This window comes from Pelagerythrobacter marinus, from assembly GCF_009827515.1.
Lineage (GTDB): Bacteria > Pseudomonadota > Alphaproteobacteria > Sphingomonadales > Sphingomonadaceae > Pelagerythrobacter > Pelagerythrobacter marinus.
Genome location: NZ_WTYO01000005.1, coordinates 96,236 through 113,922, shown reverse-complemented (window position 1 = coordinate 113,922; position 17,687 = coordinate 96,236). Strand labels below are relative to the sequence as shown.

The 17,687-nt window shown below is 66.8% G+C and carries 15 protein-coding genes; 7 read left to right on the top strand and 8 right to left on the bottom strand.

Features of this window, described 5'->3' with window-relative positions; translation table 11 throughout:
- Nucleotide 1 precedes the first annotated feature (1 nt).
- The 4 genes from GRI72_RS11600 to GRI72_RS11585 are packed head-to-tail and all read right to left on the bottom strand — an operon-like array spanning nt 2 to nt 3,746.
- Nucleotides 2-1,192 carry a CaiB/BaiF CoA transferase family protein gene (locus GRI72_RS11600; protein ID WP_160734088.1) on the bottom strand — a complete coding sequence of 397 codons (1,191 nt, stop codon included), beginning with the start codon at nt 1,190-1,192 and terminating at the stop codon, nt 2-4.
- Nucleotides 1,189-2,367, bottom strand: coding sequence for an acyl-CoA dehydrogenase family protein (locus GRI72_RS11595; protein ID WP_160734087.1), 1,179 nt, complete (start codon nt 2,365-2,367; stop codon nt 1,189-1,191). Before GRI72_RS11595 ends, GRI72_RS11600 begins: the two co-directional genes overlap by 4 nt.
- Before the next feature lie 12 nt (nt 2,368-2,379).
- Entirely contained in the window at nt 2,380-2,889 is a 510-nt protein-coding gene (locus GRI72_RS11590) for a MaoC family dehydratase (RefSeq protein ID WP_160734086.1), read from the bottom strand.
- Between the two features lie 5 nt (nt 2,890-2,894).
- The gene (locus tag GRI72_RS11585) at nt 2,895-3,746 is read right to left on the bottom strand and encodes an HpcH/HpaI aldolase/citrate lyase family protein (protein WP_160734085.1); all 852 of its coding nucleotides are present in this window, start codon (nt 3,744-3,746) and stop codon (nt 2,895-2,897) included.
- Between the two features lie 219 nt (nt 3,747-3,965).
- On the opposite strand from GRI72_RS11585, the gene GRI72_RS11580 reads away from it, so the two are divergent.
- The 6 genes from GRI72_RS11580 (at nt 3,966) to GRI72_RS11555 (ending at nt 12,108) form a co-directional block, all read left to right on the top strand.
- Nucleotides 3,966-6,521 carry a TonB-dependent receptor gene (locus GRI72_RS11580; protein ID WP_160734084.1) on the top strand — a complete coding sequence of 852 codons (2,556 nt, stop codon included), beginning with the start codon at nt 3,966-3,968 and terminating at the stop codon, nt 6,519-6,521.
- 37 nt (nt 6,522-6,558) lie between these two features.
- On the top strand, nt 6,559-7,836 hold the full coding sequence (locus tag GRI72_RS11575; protein ID WP_202389086.1) for an MFS transporter: 1,278 nt from the start codon (nt 6,559-6,561) through the stop codon (nt 7,834-7,836).
- 17 nt (nt 7,837-7,853) lie between these two features.
- Nucleotides 7,854-9,398: an FAD-binding oxidoreductase gene (locus GRI72_RS11570; protein ID WP_160734083.1), complete on the top strand. Its 1,545-nt coding sequence runs from the start codon at nt 7,854-7,856 to the stop codon at nt 9,396-9,398.
- A 90-nt stretch (nt 9,399-9,488) separates the two neighbouring features.
- Nucleotides 9,489-10,544: a nitrilase-related carbon-nitrogen hydrolase gene (locus tag GRI72_RS11565; RefSeq protein ID WP_160734082.1), complete on the top strand. Its 1,056-nt coding sequence runs from the start codon at nt 9,489-9,491 to the stop codon at nt 10,542-10,544.
- Nucleotides 10,541-11,749: a methyltransferase domain-containing protein gene (locus tag GRI72_RS11560; RefSeq protein ID WP_160734081.1), complete on the top strand. Its 1,209-nt coding sequence runs from the start codon at nt 10,541-10,543 to the stop codon at nt 11,747-11,749. Before GRI72_RS11565 ends, GRI72_RS11560 begins: the two co-directional genes overlap by 4 nt.
- On the top strand, nt 11,746-12,108 hold the full coding sequence (locus GRI72_RS11555; RefSeq protein WP_160734080.1) for a hypothetical protein: 363 nt from the start codon (nt 11,746-11,748) through the stop codon (nt 12,106-12,108). The genes GRI72_RS11560 and GRI72_RS11555 overlap by 4 nt, the downstream gene beginning before the upstream one ends.
- 15 nt (nt 12,109-12,123) lie before the next feature.
- Here GRI72_RS11555 and GRI72_RS11550 read toward each other — a convergent pair whose 3' ends face one another.
- From GRI72_RS11550 to GRI72_RS11535, 4 genes are read right to left on the bottom strand one after another with little or no spacing between them, the layout of a single operon-like run.
- Nucleotides 12,124-13,551 (bottom strand): aldehyde dehydrogenase family protein, encoded by a 1,428-nt coding sequence (locus tag GRI72_RS11550; protein WP_160734079.1) that lies wholly within the window; start codon nt 13,549-13,551, stop codon nt 12,124-12,126.
- Nucleotides 13,548-14,474 (bottom strand): polysaccharide deacetylase family protein, encoded by a 927-nt coding sequence (locus GRI72_RS11545; protein ID WP_160734078.1) that lies wholly within the window; start codon nt 14,472-14,474, stop codon nt 13,548-13,550. The genes GRI72_RS11550 and GRI72_RS11545 overlap by 4 nt, the downstream gene beginning before the upstream one ends.
- The gene (locus GRI72_RS11540) at nt 14,471-15,367 is read right to left on the bottom strand and encodes a polysaccharide deacetylase family protein (protein ID WP_160734077.1); all 897 of its coding nucleotides are present in this window, start codon (nt 15,365-15,367) and stop codon (nt 14,471-14,473) included. The genes GRI72_RS11545 and GRI72_RS11540 overlap by 4 nt, the downstream gene beginning before the upstream one ends.
- Nucleotides 15,364-16,044, bottom strand: coding sequence for an isochorismatase family protein (locus tag GRI72_RS11535; RefSeq protein WP_160734076.1), 681 nt, complete (start codon nt 16,042-16,044; stop codon nt 15,364-15,366). Before GRI72_RS11535 ends, GRI72_RS11540 begins: the two co-directional genes overlap by 4 nt.
- 83 nt (nt 16,045-16,127) lie before the next feature.
- Between GRI72_RS11535 and GRI72_RS11530 the strand changes: the two genes are divergently transcribed.
- The gene (locus GRI72_RS11530; RefSeq protein WP_160734075.1) at nt 16,128-17,678 is read left to right on the top strand and encodes an alpha/beta hydrolase; all 1,551 of its coding nucleotides are present in this window, start codon (nt 16,128-16,130) and stop codon (nt 17,676-17,678) included.
- The last annotated feature ends 9 nt before the right edge of the window (nt 17,679-17,687 follow it).

Genomic DNA, 17,687 nt, shown 5'->3' with positions numbered 1-17,687 from the left:
GTCAGACGACCCCTTCGTGGCGGAGCTGGGCCACCTCGGCATCGTCGTAGCCGAGGCCTGCCAGCACGGCATCCGTGTCGGCGCCGAGAAGCGGGGCGGCGCGGAGCGGGGGGCGTTCGCCGGAGACCCGGAACGGGCTTCCGAGCACCTTCAGGTCCTCGCGGTCGGGATGGGCGACCGTCGCCACCATGCCGGTCGCGTGGGCGAAGGGATTGTCGAGCGCCTGGTCGAGCGAATGCACGGGCGACACGGGCATGTGCCCCTGCAACAATTCCATCCAGTGCGCGGTCGGCTGTGCAGAGAACGTGGCGTCCAGTTCCTCGGTCAGCGCCTCGCGGTTGGCCAGGCGATCGGCTGGCGTTGCGAAGCGGGCGTCCGCCGCAAGGTCCGCGCGTCCGATCCGGTCGGTGAGAATGGTCCAGAACTTGGGAAGCTGCGCCATCACGAAGACCCAGCCGTCCGCGGTGCGGAACATCTGGCTCGGCGTCACCGAGGGGTGGGCGGACCGCGAGGTGCGCGCGGTGACGTCGCCTTCATTCAGATACCAGAGCGCCGGATAGCTCGTCTGGTGCAGCGCGGAGGAGAGAAGATCGACATCGACGTCGCGCCCTTTTCCGCTGCGCTCCGCATCGACCAGCGCGGCGAGCAATCCGATCGTCATCATCGTACCGGTCATGAAGTCGACCATCGAGAGGCCGAAGCGCGTCGGGGGCGCGTCGGGCTCGCCGGTCAGGCTCAGATAGCCGGCCTCGGCCTGCATGAGGTAATCGTAGCCGGGCCAGCGGGCCCGCTCGTTGTCGCGACCGTAGGCGGAGAGATGCGCGCATACCACCGCTGGATTGACGTCTTTCAGCGCATCGTACGTAAGGCCGAGCTTCTCCGGCAGGTCGCCGCGCATGTTGTTGGCGACGACGTGGACCTCGCCGGCCAGCTTGCGGAATATCTCCTGCCCCTTGTCGGAGCGGAGGTCGAGCGTCAGCGACTTCTTGTTGAGGTTGAAGGTCTGGAAATAGACGCTTTCCCCCTCGCGAAGGTAGTGTGGCCCCACCGCCCGGGCGCTGTCGCCGACGCGGGGCGGTTCGATCTTGATCACTTCCGCGCCGAGCTGTGCGAGGAGCATCGTGCCGTAAGGGCCCGCGCCATACTGCTCGGCCGAAAGGATCCGGTAGCCGGTGAGGGGCAGATCGGTCATGCCGGGTTCCGCTTGACCCACTGGCGCGAGATGATGATGCGCTGCATTTCGTTGGTCCCCTCTCCGATGCACATCAGCATCGCATCACGATAGAAGCGTTCGATCTCGTATTCCTTCGAATAGCTGTATCCGCCGTGGATGCGCATGCCTTCCGAAGCGTTGGCGACCGCGGCTTCCGACGCGAAGTACTTCGCCATGCCGGCTTCCATGTCGCAGCGCTCCCCCCGATCGTAGGCGCGCGCGGCATCTTCGACCAGAAGGCGCGCGGCCCGCGCACGCGTCGCCATTTCGCCCAGCTTGAGCTGAATGGCCTGGTGTTCGCAGATCGGCTTGCCCATGGTCCGGCGCGTCTGCGCATATTCGGTCGAGAGGCGCAGCGCCCCATCGGCCATGCCCACGCCGCGTGCGGCGACATTGATCCGCCCGAGCTCGAGGCCGCCCGTCGCCTGATAGAACCCCTGACCTTCGACGCCGCCGATGAGGTTTTCTTTCGGCAGCCGATAGTTGTCGAAGACCAGCTCGGCGCTGTCGATCGCCTTGTAGCCCAGCTTGTCGAACTTCTTGCCGACGCTGAACCCTTCCTGCTTGGGCGCGATGAACAGGCTGATGCCCTTGTGGCGCGGCTCGGCTTTCGGGTCGGTCTTCACCAGCAGAGCGAAGCAGCTTCCCTCGATGCCGTTGGTGATCCACGTCTTGGTGCCGTTGATGACGTAATCGTCGCCGTCCCGGGTGGCGCTGGTGCGGATCGCCTGCAGGTCGGTCCCCGCGTCTGGTTCAGTGAGAGCGAGGCCGCCCCGAATCTCTCCGCTCGCGAACTTCGGCAGCCAGTGCGCCTTCTGCTCGGGCGTTCCGAAGCGCTCGACCGCGGCCGCCATGATGAGGTGCGAATTGAAGATCCCGGTCAGCGCCATCCAGTGCGACGCGATCTTCGAGACGATGCTCGCGTAAGTCGTCGCCGGCAGGCCCAGGCCGCCGTACTCGCGGCCGATGGTTGCGCCGAAAAGACCCATCTCCTTCATCTGCTCGACCAGACCGGCCGGATAGATGTCGCCATGGTCGTGCTTCATCACGATGGGCTGCACTTCGCGCTCGACCCAGCGGTCGATCGCCTCGAGCAGGGCCGCTTCCTCGTCGGGGTCGATGGTGCGCGTCGTCGCTGCAGGGTTGTTTGCCATTGTCGTCTGCCCTCAGCTTTCCATCGGGCCGAAGCCACGCTTCCAGATCAGCATGGAGCGCTTGAAGGTGCAGACCACGTTGCCGTGCTGGTTCTTTCCGATCGTCTCGACCGTCACGATCCCCTGTTCCGGGCGCGACCTGGATTCGCGCTTCTCGATGACCTTGCTCTCGGCATAGAGGGTGTCGCCGGGGAACAGCGGGTGCGTGAGCTTGATGTCCTGCCAGCCGAGATTGGCGACCGCTTTCTGGCTCACGTCGGACACGCTCATGCCCACCATCAGGGCGACTGTCAGCGGCGAGCAGACGAGGGGCTTCTTGAACTCCGTCTTGCTCGCGAACTCGTAATCGAAGTGCGCCGGGTGGGTGTTCATCGTCATCAGCGTGAACGACACGTTGTCCGCATCGGTAATCGTGCGGCCGGGGCGGTGCTCGTAAACGTCGCCTTCGGTGAATTCCTCGAAATAGCGGCCGAAGGTTTCGCGGTACCGCTGCGGGCCCACTTCGATGCTTCCTTCACGCATGTTCTTTAATCCTTGTAAGCGAGAATTTGACGGTATCTCCGCATGATCGGCGCCTCGAGCATCTTGCCCCGGAAGCGGACGGCTGCGCCGTTCCCGGCCGCGAAGGCGGCCTCGGCGGCTTGCGCCTCCTCCAGCTCCTCGGCGGTGGGCCTCATCATGCGGTGAATGGTTGCGATCTGGTCGGGATGGATGGCTGCCTTGGCAGCGAAGCCCAGCGCCTTGGCGCGCCGGGTCTCTTCCTCGAGACCCGCCTCGTCGCCGAGGCGGACGTAAGGGACGTCGATGGCCGGGACGCCGGCTTCGGCGCAGGCAAGGATGAACTGCGATCGCGCGCCGATGAGCGGCTCCCACTCCAGCGCTACGCCCAGCTCCCCGGAAAGATCGCCGCCGCCGAACATCATCGCGCAGACCTGCGGCGCGGCCGCGATCCGGTGGGCGGCGCGCAAGCCCCTGGGGTTCTCCACCAGCGGGACCAGTCCAATGCCGTCACGGCCCAACGCCGAGGCGATCAGCGCCACTTCCGCGTCGCTCTCCACTTTCGGCAGCAGCAGGAGGGGCGGGGGCGCTTCCGCTTCGGCGACGGCGAGCAGGTCGGCAAGCCCGTGCCGGGTCCCAATTCCATTGATCCGTAGCGCCAGCCGGCCGTCGGCGTGATCGGCGATGGCAGCAAGCGCGGCAGCGCGGGCCGGTCCCTTGCCGTCCTCCGGCACCGAGTCCTCGAGGTCGACGCACACGAGGTCTGCACCCGAATCGAGCGCCTTGGCGATTCGGTCCGGACGCGATCCTGGCACGAAGAGCAGGCTCTGCGCGCGCAGCGTGGATGGCGCAGCGGGAAGGGGGGCACCGGTTCGGTTCATGTCCCAACAATTTGTCCGGACAAATGTAAAGTCAACCATCTTGTTGCGTTATCGCAAAAATGATCCGGCGCCCGCGCCTCGGCCACGCACCGCAATCGCGCAGCTTTTTCTCGATCTTGCGATCAACGCTCTTGACAGATTCCCCGAATCAGTGGGAGTTGTCCGGACAAATTAGAGCGCCAATGCGGTGCCGACGCCCCATTCAGGAGATTGGATCAAATGCGCAGAACCCTTCTTTTCACCGCAACCGCGCTCGCGGGCGTCGCCGTCTCTGCACCGCTTCACGCCCAGACGGTCGGGCAGGACGAATCCGCCGGCACCCAGGCCGAAAGCACGGATACCGCCAGCGCCGCGGCCGATCAGGCCCAGGCCGCGTCGGCCGACGATGCTTCGGGCATCGGCGTGATTCTCGTGACTGCCCAGCGACGTTCCGAGAATCTGCAGGACGTGCCGATCGCGGTGTCCGCTTTCTCGCCCGACCAGCTCCAGGCGAAGGGTGTGAGCAGCACGCTCGACGTTGCGCAGTACGTGCCGAACTTCGTGGCGCTCAACAACACCGGCCTCGGTTCGTCGAACGCCTTCTTCATCCGCGGCATGGGCAACACCGAGTCCATCCCGACTTTCGACCCGCCCGTCGGCACCTATGTCGACGACATCTATCTCAGCCGGCAGAACGCCAACAACATCAGCCTGTTCGATGTGGAGCGGGTCGAGGTGCTGCGCGGGCCGCAGGGTACGCTGTTCGGCCGCAATACCACCGGCGGCGCGGTCAACGTCATCCTGCGCGAGCCGGACGACGAGTTTGGTGGATACCTGGAACTCGGCTACGGCCGCTTCAACAAGAAAGTCGTTCGCGGGTCGGTCGACGTGCCGATCGTGGACACGCTTGCGATCAAGGTGAGCGGTTACTGGCAGGACGACGACGGCTACGCGAAGAACATCACCACCGGCGATCGGCTTAATGACGACGACGGATGGGGTGCGCGCCTCGGCATCCGGGGCGAGCTCAGCCCATCCGTACGCTGGAGCGGCTCCTATGCCCATATCGTCGCCAACGGCGAGAACATCCTCAACTACGACTGCAACCCGGCCGATCCGACCGATTGCGATGGCCGTTTCGTCACCACCGGACTGCCGGAGGGCGGAACCGCAGACAGCTCGCCGTATGCGCCGCTGGACATCCGGGGCCGCAAGGCGAACTACCTCCTCGGCAATCGCACTGCGACCGATCTGGTGAGATCGGATTTCGAAGTCGACATCAGCGACAACGTCACGGTCAACCTGATCACCGGCTTCGTCAATCAGACGCAGCAGTACGGGATCGATTTCTACGACGGCCGGACGGCGCCGACGATAGCTAATCCCTATCCGACGGTGACCGGCTACAGCCGCGGCGGCTTCGTGATCCTGAACGACGGCCAGCATGAGCAGTTCAGCCAGGAAGTGAAGTTCTCCGGCAGCTTTGCCGACGGGTTGGTCGACTTCGTGGGCGGTGCGTTCTACCTGATCGAAGAGAACCGCACCGACTTTGCGGACCTGTTCTCCGTGTCGGAAGACGTGCAGCTTCTGCTGGCCGACCGCATCCTGCGCAACAAGGCCGAGGCGCTTGCCGGTTATGCGCAGACCGACTTCAATGTTACCGACCAGCTCAAGCTGACAGCAGGCATCCGCTACACCGACGAGACCAAGACGATCAGCATCAGCGACAATCGCGCGCAGTGCGACGTGTCGGGGCCGCTGCCGGCCAATTGTCTCGACAGTGCCAATCTCGTTGCACCTTCAGGGCTCGCAATCCCCCTCGAACAGTCGGTGGGAATCTGGACGCCGCGTTTCGCCGTCAGCTACGAGCCCAATCCCAGCCTGCTCTTTTTCGCATCCGCCACCCGCGGCTTCAAGTCGGGCGGCTGGAACGCCCGCGGCTCCACGCCGGCCACTCTGCTGCCGTTCGGTCCGGAGAAGGTCTGGAGCTACGAAGCTGGCGTCAAGTCGGACCTCTTCAACCGGATCCTGCGCGCGAACGTGACGTTCTTCTGGATGGACGTGAAGAGCCTGCAGACGCCGTCGGGGCTCGTCGGGCCCACCGGCGCGATCACCTTCCTCACCCGCAACTTCGCCGACTACGAGAACAAGGGCGTCGAGGCGGAGTTCATCCTCGCGCCGATGGACGGTCTCAACCTCTACGCGAACGTCGGCTACCAGGACGACGAGTACGTCATCGATCGCAATGCCCCCGAATTCGACGAATATGGCATTCAGTCGGTGGCGGCGCAGCAGGCGGCCTGTCTGGAGCAGCTCGCGGCGGGCAATGTCCCGGGTGGTCCGGGCGCCGCGGCTTGCGGGGCGGGCATCATCACCGCCGATGGCGAGATCGCCTCGCCGGTCCGCACGCCCGACTGGACTCTGGCGTTCGGCGGAAGCTACGAGGCCGAGCTCGGTTCCTCGGGCATGACCCTGGTGCCTTCGGTCAACGCCACTTACCGTTCGGAACAGTGGGTCTCCACCAGCAACTTCACCATCTATTCCGGCGGCATTTCCGGCGCTAACGGGACCTTCCCGGCAAATCCATACGACGGGAACCTGATCGCCGGCGCGTACAGCGAGCCGCTGTGGACGGTGAACGCCGGTCTGTCGCTCAACGGCCCGGACAATGCCTGGCAGCTCTCGCTCCAGTGCACGAACTGCTTCGACGAGACGTCGTCGCAGACGTCGCTGGCGAACACGACCTACATCAATCCGCCCATGCGGTGGATGGTCCGGGCGCGCCACAGCTTCTGATACCGGCTCCGGCACCGACACGAACGAAAGGCCAGTAATGCACAATCCGGCAGCGACGCCGCGAAGCGAATTCAAGCTTGGCTCCAAGCCCCTCGCGGCGGCGCTGCTGGGTGTAACCTGCGGTGCATCCCCGCTTCCGTTCAACGTGCTCCCGCTCGCGATGGGGCCGATGCACGAGGAGTTCGGATGGGATTTCGCGGCGCTCAGCGCCGGGATGACCATCTTCGGCATCATCGCCTCGCTGATGTCGCCGGTTTATGGCGCCCTGGCCGACAAGCTTGGCGTGCGCCCGGTCGCGCTCTGGTCGCTGTTCATCTTCGGCCTGGTCTTCGGCGCGTTCTGGTTCATGCCGGGATCGCTGACCGGCTACTACATGATGTGGGCAATCCTCGGGATCGTGGGCATCGGCTCGACGCCGGTCACCTGGAGCCGCGCGATCAGCATGTGGTTCGCGCGCAATCGCGGGCTGGCGCTCGGCATCATGCTGCTCGGCACGAGCTTCGCCGGAATGGCGGTTCCCCAGATCGCCCACGCCGCGATCGACGCAGGCGGCTGGCGCCTCGCCTTCCCGGTCCTGGCGCTGCTGCCCCTGCTGATCGCGCTGCCGGTCGGACTGGCGTGGTTCCGCGAGCCCCGGCCCGAGGAGCAGCCGCCCGGTATCTCCGACGCGAGCGGCAAGGTGCTGGGCCTGTCGCTTCGCGAAGCCGCGCGCGGCCGGCGCTTCTGGATTCTGTTCGTCTCGATCGCGCTCGCCTCGTTCGCTTATGCAGGCGCGCACATTCACATGGCGCAGATCGTGCAGGTCCATGGCTTCGACGCGGGCACCGCAGCGACCGTGATGGGCGTCGTCGCGATCGGCATCCTCGCGGGCCGCATCATCGTCGGCCTGCTGTTCGATCGCTTCTGGGCTCCGGGCGTGGCGTTTCCAGCGCTGCTGCTGCCGGCGTTCGCCTGTTTCCTGCTCATGGGCACCGACACCTCGTTGCCGCTCGTCCTCGTCGGTGGCCTGCTGCTCGGCTTCGCTGCGGGCACGGAATCCGACGTCATCGCCTTCCTCACCGCGCGCTATTTCGGGATGGCGTACTACGGCCGCATCTACGGAGTTCTCTACATGCCCTTCGGCATCTTCTCGGCGCTGTCGCCGATGGCGTACGGCGCGGTGCGCGATGCGACCGGCAGCTACGACGCCATCCTGATGGTTTCGATGGGGCTGTTCGCCGTCGGCGGCGCGCTGCTGCTGCTGCTGGGCCGCTATCCCGATCTCTCCCAATCCGCCGGTGTGCAGCGCGGCAACGCCTCTCCGGCGGCCGCGTAACGAGGAAAGTTCGTTCCATGCGACCCGATGGGATTCTCGAAAGCCTCTCCGCAGCGGTCGGACCGGAAGGCCTGATCACCGACCCCGCCGAATGCGACTTCTACGCACAGGACGTCTATTCCAAGGGCCCGCCGCCACTCGCGGTCATTCGCCCCGCGGACAAGGAGGCGCTGGCCCGGGCGGTCGGCGCGGCGACCGCCGCCGGCGTCGCCATCATCCCGCGCGGCGGCGGCATGAGCTACACCGGAGGCTATGTCGCCCCCAAGGCGGGCGCGCTGATCGTCGATCTCGGCCGGATGAACCGGGTGCTCGACATCAACCCGACCGACATGACCGCGACGGTCGAGGCTGGCTGCACCTGGGAAGACTTGCGGCTTGCGCTGAAACCGCATCGTCTGCGCGCGCTGGCCTGGGGAACGCTTTCGGGCATCAAGGCCACCGTCGGCGGCGGGATGAGTCAGAACGGGGTGTTCTGGGGCGCGCGCGACGGTGTTGTCGTCGACGGAGCGCTCCGCTTCGAGGTGGTGCTCGCCAACGGGCGCATCGTAAGCACGGGAAGCGACTTCTTCCGGCCGTTCGGCCCCGACATCACCGGCCTGTTCGCCGCCGACACCGGCGCGTTCGGGATCAAGGCGACCGTCACGCTCCAGCTCGTACGCGAGGGCGCCGCCTTCGCGTACGGCTCCTACGCGTTCGACACGGCTGACGGCTTCTTCAAAGCCATGAGCGGCGTGGCGCGGGAAGGGCTCGCCTCCGAAAGCTTCGGCTTCGATCCCTTCCTCCAGGCACAGCGGATGAAGCGCGAGAGCCTAGCCAAAGATGCCAAGTCGCTCGTCAACATGATGAAGGCGCAAGGGTCCGCGTGGAAGGCACTGAAGGAAGGCGCCAAAGTCGTTGCGGCCGGTCGCTCGTTCCTCGATGACGCAGGCTTTTCGCTGCATCTCATCTGCGAGGGGCGCAACGAGCCTGCGGTCGCAGCCGACTTGGCCGAAATCGAGCGGATCGTCGCCGACGCCGGCGGACGCGTGGTCGAGAACAGCATTCCCAAGATTCTGCGCGCCAACCCGTTCCCGCCGGTCAACTCGATGGTCGGCCCCGCGGGCGAGCGCTGGGTGCCCGTTCACGGCTTCCTCCCCCACAGCCGCCTGCTGGAGGGCTGGAACCGCATCCAGGCGCTGTTCGAGGCGAACGCGGCCGAGATGGAGCGGCTCGGAGTCGGCGCAGGTGCGATGCTTGCGGCGGTGAGCCGTTCGGCGTGCCTGATCGAGCCGGTCTTCTTCTGGCCCGACAACCTCGAGGAACTGCACCGCCGCTCGATCGAGCCCGATCACCTCGCCAAGCTGGAGCAGTTTCCGGCCAACGAGGAATCGCGGGCGCTGGTCGCCCATCTTAGGGGCGGACTGATCGAGACATTCCGCGGGCTCGGGGCGACGCACCTGCAGATCGCCCGCACCTATCCGCTGCAGGAGGCGCTCGATTCATCCGCCTGGGCCATCCTGCGAACGCTGAAGGACGCCGTCGATCCGGACAATCTGATGAATCCGGGTAGTCTTGGGCTATAGAGATGGGGACGCGCCATGTTTCTCGATCGAAGACAGGCGCTTGCCGGGTTGGTCGCGGCGTCGCTGCCCTGGCCCGTGATGGGGAAAGACATGCCCGCTGATAAAACCTACTCCGCGCTTGCTCTCCAGGTCGCGGCCCGCTCCGTCGAGGGCGCGCCCGACCGCGCCGCCGCGCGCGCGCAGATGCTGGCGCAGATCGACGAGGTGGGCGCGAAACTTCGCGCGTCGTCGATCTTCATCAGCCAGTACAGCGGCGCGCCCGTGCGCCTTGCCGTGCTGCCCGAATACCTGCTGACCAGCTATCCGGGCCGCATTTCGATCGGCGACTTCGCGCACAAGGCGGCGCTGGAAATCGACGGGCCCGAATACGAGGCGTTCGGCCGCATCGCCCAGGCGCAGAACCTGTTCCTCGCGGGCAATGCCTATGAAGTCGATCCGCATTTTCCCGGCCTCTACTTCCAGACGAGCTTCGTCGTCGCGCCGTCCGGGGACGTGGTGCTTCGCTACCGGCGGCTGAATTCGATGTTCGCGCCAACGCCGCACGACGTATGGTCCAAGTATCTCGACGTGTACGGCATCGACGGCGTCTTCCCGGTCGCGCGAACCGAGATCGGCAATCTCGCTGCGATCGCGTCGGAGGAGATTCTCTACCCTGAGATCGCGCGCGCCCATGCCCTGCGCGGTGCCGAGGTGTTCGTTCACAGTTCCTCCGAAGTCGGCTCGCCCCTCGCGACGCAGAAAGCGATCGCCAAGCGCGCCCGCGCCTTCGAGAATATCGCCTACGTCGTCTCGGCGAACACCGCCGGCATCGAGGGGTCGGGAATGCCTGCAGCCTCGGCCGACGGCAATTCGATCGTGGTCGATTTCAAGGGCAAGGTGCTCGCGGAATCGAACGCGGGGGAGACCTTCACCGCCTTTGCAGACATCGACATTGGGGCGCTTCGCGCGGCACGGCGCAAGCCGGGCATGATAAACTATCTGGCGCGTCAGCGGACGGAGCTGTTCGCGCCGATCTACGCCGACACGGTCGTGCAGCCGGCCGACAGCCTGATCGAGGATGGCAAGGTCAAAGTGCCCGACCGCGACCATTTCGTTCGGGTTCAGCAGCAGGTGATAGAACGGCTCGACAAGGAAGGCTTGATATGAAACGCGAAGACATCCCGCCGCCCTATACGGCCGTTTCCCGGCACGGCGTGTTTCCGAACCCGCGCCACGACGAGGCGGCGCGCTTCAACTTCCTGACGCACCTCAACAAGTACCTCGCGGGCACGCTCGGTCCCGGCAACGCGATCGCCTACGAGCGGCGCGTCCTGCCCGCTTTCGCCGAGGAGCACGGGCGCGCGCCGAAGGACCGGTTCGAGATCCGCGAGGCGATGAACCGCGACCCCTATCACCGGTTCTGGTCCGCGCTGAAGCGCAACTCGATGGAGATGCGGCAGCAGAACGGCCGCGCGATGGTCCTGCGCCAACTCGACGAGCTCGACGCCAAGGCGCGCCAGTACAACGAAGGGCGCGACACTCTGGAACTTGATCCCTCGATCGAGGTGCCGCACTACCAGGCGCAAGTGGACATCCACTGCATGCCGGGCAGCTATCACGGCGAGGAGCGGCCCGGCGACGTGTCGGCCGGCGCCAACTACGACTGCGGCATCTTCGCCACCACCGGCGGCGGGCTCGGCGCGCTGAACGATGGCGGCGGCCAGGCGCTGGTCGAATGGATCAGGCGCGAGCGGCCGGACTGGACCCCGCGCCGGATCCTCGACGTCGGCTGTACGGTCGGCCATAACGCCGTTCCGCTGGCCGAGGCGTTCCCTGAAACCGAAGTGATCGCGATCGACACCGCCGCGCCGTCGCTGCGCTACGCCCATGCGCGCGCGCAATCGATGGGCGTGCACAACATCCGGTTCGTGCAGGCCAACGCGGAAGACCTGTCGCGCTGGCCCGACGGCCATTTCGACTGGGTGCAGACCACGATGTTCCTGCACGAGCTCTCGGGCAAGGCGCTGCCTCGCATCATGGGCGAGCTCTACCGTGTCCTCGCGCCGGGTGGGCTGATGCTCCACCTCGAGCAACCGCAGTATTCGGAGGACATGCCGCTCTACGAGCAATTCATCCGCGACTGGGACGCGTTCAACAACAATGAACCCTTCTGGTCGGCCATGCACGCGCTCGATCTCAAGACCGTGATGCTGGAGAGCGGCTTCTCGCAGGACGAGCTGTTCACCACCGGGGTGACGGCCGTGGTCGACGAGGCGATCTTTCCCAAGTCGAAGCTCGGCGGAGCCGAGGATCACGGCCGCGCGGCGGCGTGGCACGCCTACGGCGCGTGGAAGAAGGAGCCCGGGCAATGAGCGACGACGCGATCGACTGGATGCTGCGCGCCAATGCCAAGGCCAAGGGCAAGCGCCCGGCCTTTTTCGAGGAGCCCGCGCTCGATCGCATGCTGTCGATCGTGATGGCGCTGGTCGGCGAGGTTTCGGTGCTGCGCGAGCGGCTCGATACCGTGGAGCGGTTGCTGGAGAAGAACGGCAGCCTCGACCGCGCCGATATCGAGGCGTTCGTTCCCGACCGCGACGCGGCGTTCGAACGCGGCTGCCTGACGCGCGAGTACATCGCCCGCATCATGCGCGGGGTTCAGCAGGACCTGGAGGGCATGAAGACTAACGAGCCTTCCATCGACGAGATCCGCCGCGATCTTCTGGAAAGCTGAGCCGGGAAGGGGCGTTCAGCTCCTCCTTTCCGCATAGGCGGCGAGCGGCAGCGCCTCGCCCGACTGCCGGATCAGCACCCGCTTGCGGAGAAAGCGCAGCAGGCCGCTGTCGCCCATGCGCGAGGGGCCGAGGCCGGACTCGCCGAAGCTGGTCTTCTCCGCTTCCCACACGAGGCCCGTCAGGCTCCCGTCGTTGATCGAGACGGCCCCGACCTGGAGCCGCGCGCCGATCGCCTCGGCTTCTTCCACGCTGCCGGCAATGACCGCGGCGGAGAGACCATAAGGGCCTTCGTTCGCGAGCCGCACCGCCTCGTCATCGTTGTCGACGACCGTGACCGGAATGACCGGGCCGAAGGTCTCCTCGGCCATGACGGCCATCTCGGGCGCGACGCCGGTGATCACGGTCGGGCGGAGATAGAGACCGCCGTCGAGCGTCTCGACCGTGCCCCCGGTCAGGATCTCGGCGCCGGCGGCCCGGGCCTGGTCGATCTGCGCCTGGACGACCCGGGCCTGCTTCTCGAAGATGAACGGCCCGATGTCGCCGTCCGAGATGTCGGGATGGTTCAGCCGCACGGCTTCCGCTCCCGCGACGAGCGCCTTGAGGAACGGCTCCGCGATCGCGCGCGCGACGTAGACGCGCTCGATCGACTGGCACGCCTGCCCGGTGTTGACGATGCTGGCGCGCAGCGCGATCGCAGCGGCCCGCTCGGGATCGGCGCTGGCGAGCACGATCATCGGGTCCTTGCCGCCGAGTTCGAGGCTGGCGGGAATGAACGCCCGCGCCGCCGCTTCGGCGACCTTGCGTCCTGTCGGGACCGACCCGGTGAAGCAGACGAAGTCCACCACATCGACCAGTGCGGCGCCGGTCGCGCCGTCGCCCTGCACGAACGCGAGCACCTCGGCGATCTCGGGCACGCTCCGCGTCGCCTCGACCAGCGGGGCGACGAAGCGGGGCGTCACTTCCGACGGCTTCACGAGGGCCGCGCAGCCCGCCGCGAGGGCAGGCACCGCGTCGATCAGCGAGAGCGTGAGCGGGAAGTTCCACGGGCTGATCACGCCCACGAGCGGGAAGGGGACCAGCGTGGTCGAGGTGGTGATCGTCGCGTGCGACGTCGCGCAGCCGCCGCGCTGGTGCTCCGCGATCAGCGCCGGCGCGCGGTCCGCCCAGCGGCGGACGAGCTGGACCATGGCCGACGCCTCGATCCCGGAAATCGTGCTGCGCCCGGTGTCCACCGTCAGCGCGGCGGCGATGGCCGCCTGGTCGCGCTCGATCGCGTCGGCCCAGCGGTGGAGAATACTCGCGCGATCCTCGGGCGTGCGGGCGGCCCAGCGCACCTGCGCCTCGCGCAGCGCGCCTGCCGCCGCCTCGAGCGCCTCGCGGCCGGCGGGCTCGATGCTGTAGTCGAACTGCCCGGTCCGCGGATTCCGCACCTGCAGAGTCATGGGTTCTGCGCGCTCCATTGGTCCACCACGTCGCCGCAGGTCGCGAACCAGCTGCCATCCTGATCGGCGAGCCACGCCAGCAGGCTCTCGAACGCCGCGATCCGGTAGGGGAGGGCGACGATGTAGGGCGTCAGGTGCAGCGGCAACATGCGGCCGCCATGATGCTGCGCTTCGCCGGCCAGCCAGCGGTAGGCGTCCTTGATTTGCTCGACGTAGGAATCGGCCGATTGCTGCTGGACATTGAGGATCTGCCGGTCGGACAACTCGTGGTTGAGCGGCAGGTTGACGATCGAGCCGGCCCCGGTCTCCATGCGGTAGGGCAGTTCGTCGTTGGGCCAGTCGCACATGTAGGCGAGCCCCGCCTCGGCCAGCAGGCGCGGCGTGTTCCAGCTCTGCGAACGCGCGATCGAGAGCCAGCCCTTCGGACGGGTCCCCGATGCGCTCTCCAGCGACGCGAGGGAGCGGGCGATCAGCGCCTTCTCGTCCTCCTCGGGCAGACCGGTCGCGATCGTGCCGTTCATGTCGGTGGAGTGGGCGACGATCTCGTGACCGGCGGCCACGATGTCCTCGATGATCCGCGGATAGCGCTCGGCGATCGCGCCGTTGGTGGCGATCGACGCCCGCACGCCCGCCTTGTCGAACGCGTCGAGCAAGCGGTAGAAGCCCACCCGCGTCCCGTATTCGCGCGCCGTGTAGTGGCGGTAATCGGGGTAGGCGGTCTGCATGTGGCCGGGCGCGCGGAAGGGCTTGTCCTCGGGCACCATCGGGAACCATTCGAGGCTGACGACGCAGGCGATCGCGACCGTCTTCCCCTCCGGCCAATCGACCGGCGGGCGGTCGAAGAGACTGGAATAGCGGTAGAGCCCGTGGTCCATGCCCCGGCCGCGCGCCGCGTATTCGAGATAGGCGGGATCGAGAGTCATCGGCCGTCCTCCCCGGTCTGTGCATTGAAGGCGTCGACGATCTCGCCCGCGCGGGCGATCCAAGCGCGGCCGTCGGCGGCGATATGCTTCAGCACCTCCTCGAACGGGCCGATGCGATGCGGCTGGCCGATGAGGTAGCTGTGAAGCGGGATGCACATGACCGTGCCGGAGCGCGCGCCTTCCTCCGCCAGCCGCTCGTACTGGCGGATCAGCGTGTCGGCATATTCACGCGGGCTCATGTTGTAGATGAAGAAGCCGTAGTGATCGTTGACCTCGAGGCTGTAGGGAATGGCGGTCAGCTTGCCCGACTTGACCTTCACGCGCGTCGGCTGATCGTCGTGATAGAGGTCGCAGGTATAGTCGAGGCCATACTCTGCGATCAGGTCGAGCGTGCGCGGCGTATGCGTCAGCGCGGGCGCCAGCCAGCCGCGGATGCGCTGCCCGGTCGCGGCTTCTACGGTGCGGATCGAATCCTCGATGATCGCGCGTTCCTGCGCCTCGTCCATGCCGTAGCTGTAGCGGGTGTTGTAGATCCCGTGGCTGAAGAACTCCCACCCGCGCTGGCTTGCATCTTCGACCACCTCGGGAATGTGGTCGCATAGCGCGACCGAGAGGCTGACCGAGCCGGGAAAGCCGTGCTTGCTCATCACCTCCGCCATGCGCCAGTGGCCGACGCGGTTGGCGTGGTCGCGGTGCCCGTATCCGACCACGTCGGGATGCGGCTTGGCCCAGCTCTTGCGGTGCGGATTGGCGGGCGGGTCGATTTCGTAGAATTCGAGATTGGGCGCGACCCAGACCGCGCAGGTCTTGCCCTCCGGCCATTCGATCTTCGGCCGGCCGCGATAGGCCTGGAAATCGTAGAGGCCCGGATCGCTCTTCTGCGGTTCGCTCATCGTGCTTCCAACCAGTCGATCACCGTCTGAACGGGCTCCACGTCCGCGTACTTGAGCTGGAGGTCGGTCAGGTTCGCGAAGTGGTAGCTCTCGTGCTTGTCCGCGCAGGTCTCGATCGGAACGATCGTGCGATAGCCGTGGCTCAGCGCATCGACCGCGGTCGCGCGCACGCAGCCCGAGGTGCTGCCTCCGGTGACGACGACCGTATCCACTTTCTGCCCCACGAGATAGCTTGCAAGCGGCGTCTCGAAGAATGCCGAGGGCATGCGCTTGGTGTATTGCAGGTCGTTCGGGTCGATCTCGCAGCGCGGATCGAACGCGTGGCGCTCGCTCTCGTACTTGATGTTCTGCAGCGAATCGGGGGTATCGGTGCGGGTGCCCCAGACGCCCGCGTCGGCGGCGTTGTCCATGTAGGCGACCCGGCTCCAGATCACCGGCATGCCCTTCGCCCGGGCGAGCGCGGATATGCGGTTCACGTACTCGATCTGGCGCGGGTCGGTCTCGTAGGCGGTCTTGAACTTGTCGATCCGGGTGTAGGCCTGCTGGATGTCGACGTTCACGATCGCCAGGCGCTCGCCGAAGCCGAACTTGTTGCGCGCCGGATTGGCCATCACGCTCTCGAAGATCTGCCGGGCCGTCTTTCCGTCCGACACCATTTTCGTCCCAATCGGGTCCATTCGCATCTCCCAAGACTCTTGCCAGAAGGATGAAAGACAAATTAGGGCTTGTCGAGAAGAATTTGTCCGGACAAGTTAGGACCATGACGATCTCACGCCATTTCCTGGATGTCGCCGGGCGCCGCGTCCACTACCGCAAGGCGGGCAGCGGTCCGCCGCTCCTGATGATTCACCAGAGCCCGCGCTCCTCTGCGGAGTACGAGCCGCTGATGGAGCGGTGGTCGGAACACTTCACCTGCATCGCGCCCGACTCGCCGGGGTTCGGCCAGTCGGACCCGCTGCCCGGCGGGCCGACGATCGACGACTTCGCGGACGCGATCGTCGCGTTCGCCGACGCCGCGGGCCTCGAATGTGTGCCGGCCTATGGCTTCCATTCGGGCGGCATCATCCTGGTGACCGCGCTCCGCCGCCATCCGCGCCGCTTCGCCGCGCTCGCGATCGGCGGCTACGGCATCTGGACCGAGGAAGAGCGGGCGATCTTCGGCGAATCCTATCTGCCGCCGTTCCAGCCTTCGGCCTATGGCGAGCATCTCACCTGGCTCTGGAACCGGATGCTCGAGCAGAGCTGGTTCTTCCCGTGGTTCGACGTGCGCCATCAGGCGCGGCTCAGGATGGCCCATGCCGATCCGGTCAAGGTCGATGCTGCGGTCCGTGAGATGCTGGACAGCGGCGATGCCTACCGGGCCGGCTACGGCGCCGTCCTGCGCGCGCCGCGCGACATACCCGCCCCGGGGGAGGCGACCGCCCCTGTGCTCATCACCGCTTACGACGGCGATCCGCTGCAGGCGCATCTCGCGCGGCTGGGCGAACTGCCCGAGAGCTGGGTGGCGCGCCCCGTTGCCACGCCCGCCGCGCATCAGGACGAGAGCTTTGCCTTCCTGAGCATAGCCTCCGGCGAGGGACGCGTGGAGATCGGGGAGGCCGACGACGAGGGCTTCGCGCGCGTCGCTGCCGAGGGGTTCGACGGTCTCGTCCACTGGCGCGGCGATCGCGCGGCGGGGCGGGTCGTGCTCCACGCGCCAGGCGGCTCGGTCGAGCTTCTCGACGCGGGCGATTCCCTGCTGATCGATCTTCCCGGCCACGGCCTTTCGGACCCCTATGACGGCGATGCCGACATTGCCGCCTGGTCGCGGCTGACCGCAGCGGCGATCGAGGCGATCTGCCCCTCCACGCCGCAGGTCGTCGCGGGGGAGGGCGTCTCCGGCCTGCTCGCGCTCGCGGTGGCGGCGCGGCTGGGGGCCGAGGCCGAGGCGTTCGACGCGCATATCCCGCGAGCCGACGCGGCAGGCGAGTGGATCGAGCGGCAGCCCGACCTCGTGCCCGACCGGTTCGGAAACTATCTGACCGAAGCCTGGGGCGCGGTGCGCGCCGCGCGCTTCTTCTGGCCGTGGTTCCGCGCCGATCCGGCGCACGCGATCCCGTTCGATCCCGAAGATGTCGCGCCCGAACGGCTCGCGCTTCGCCATCGCGCTCTCGTGCGCGCTCGCGCGGCGAAGCCCCTGCTGCGCGCGCTGCTGACCGCGGATCGCGCGGCGCTCGTCGCCGGGGTGCCGTCCATCCGGCGGTGGGACCTGGCGGAGTGGGCGCGCGCCAATGCCGAGATCCGGGCCGAAATCTGGCTGCCCGAGGGATAATCAGGAGAG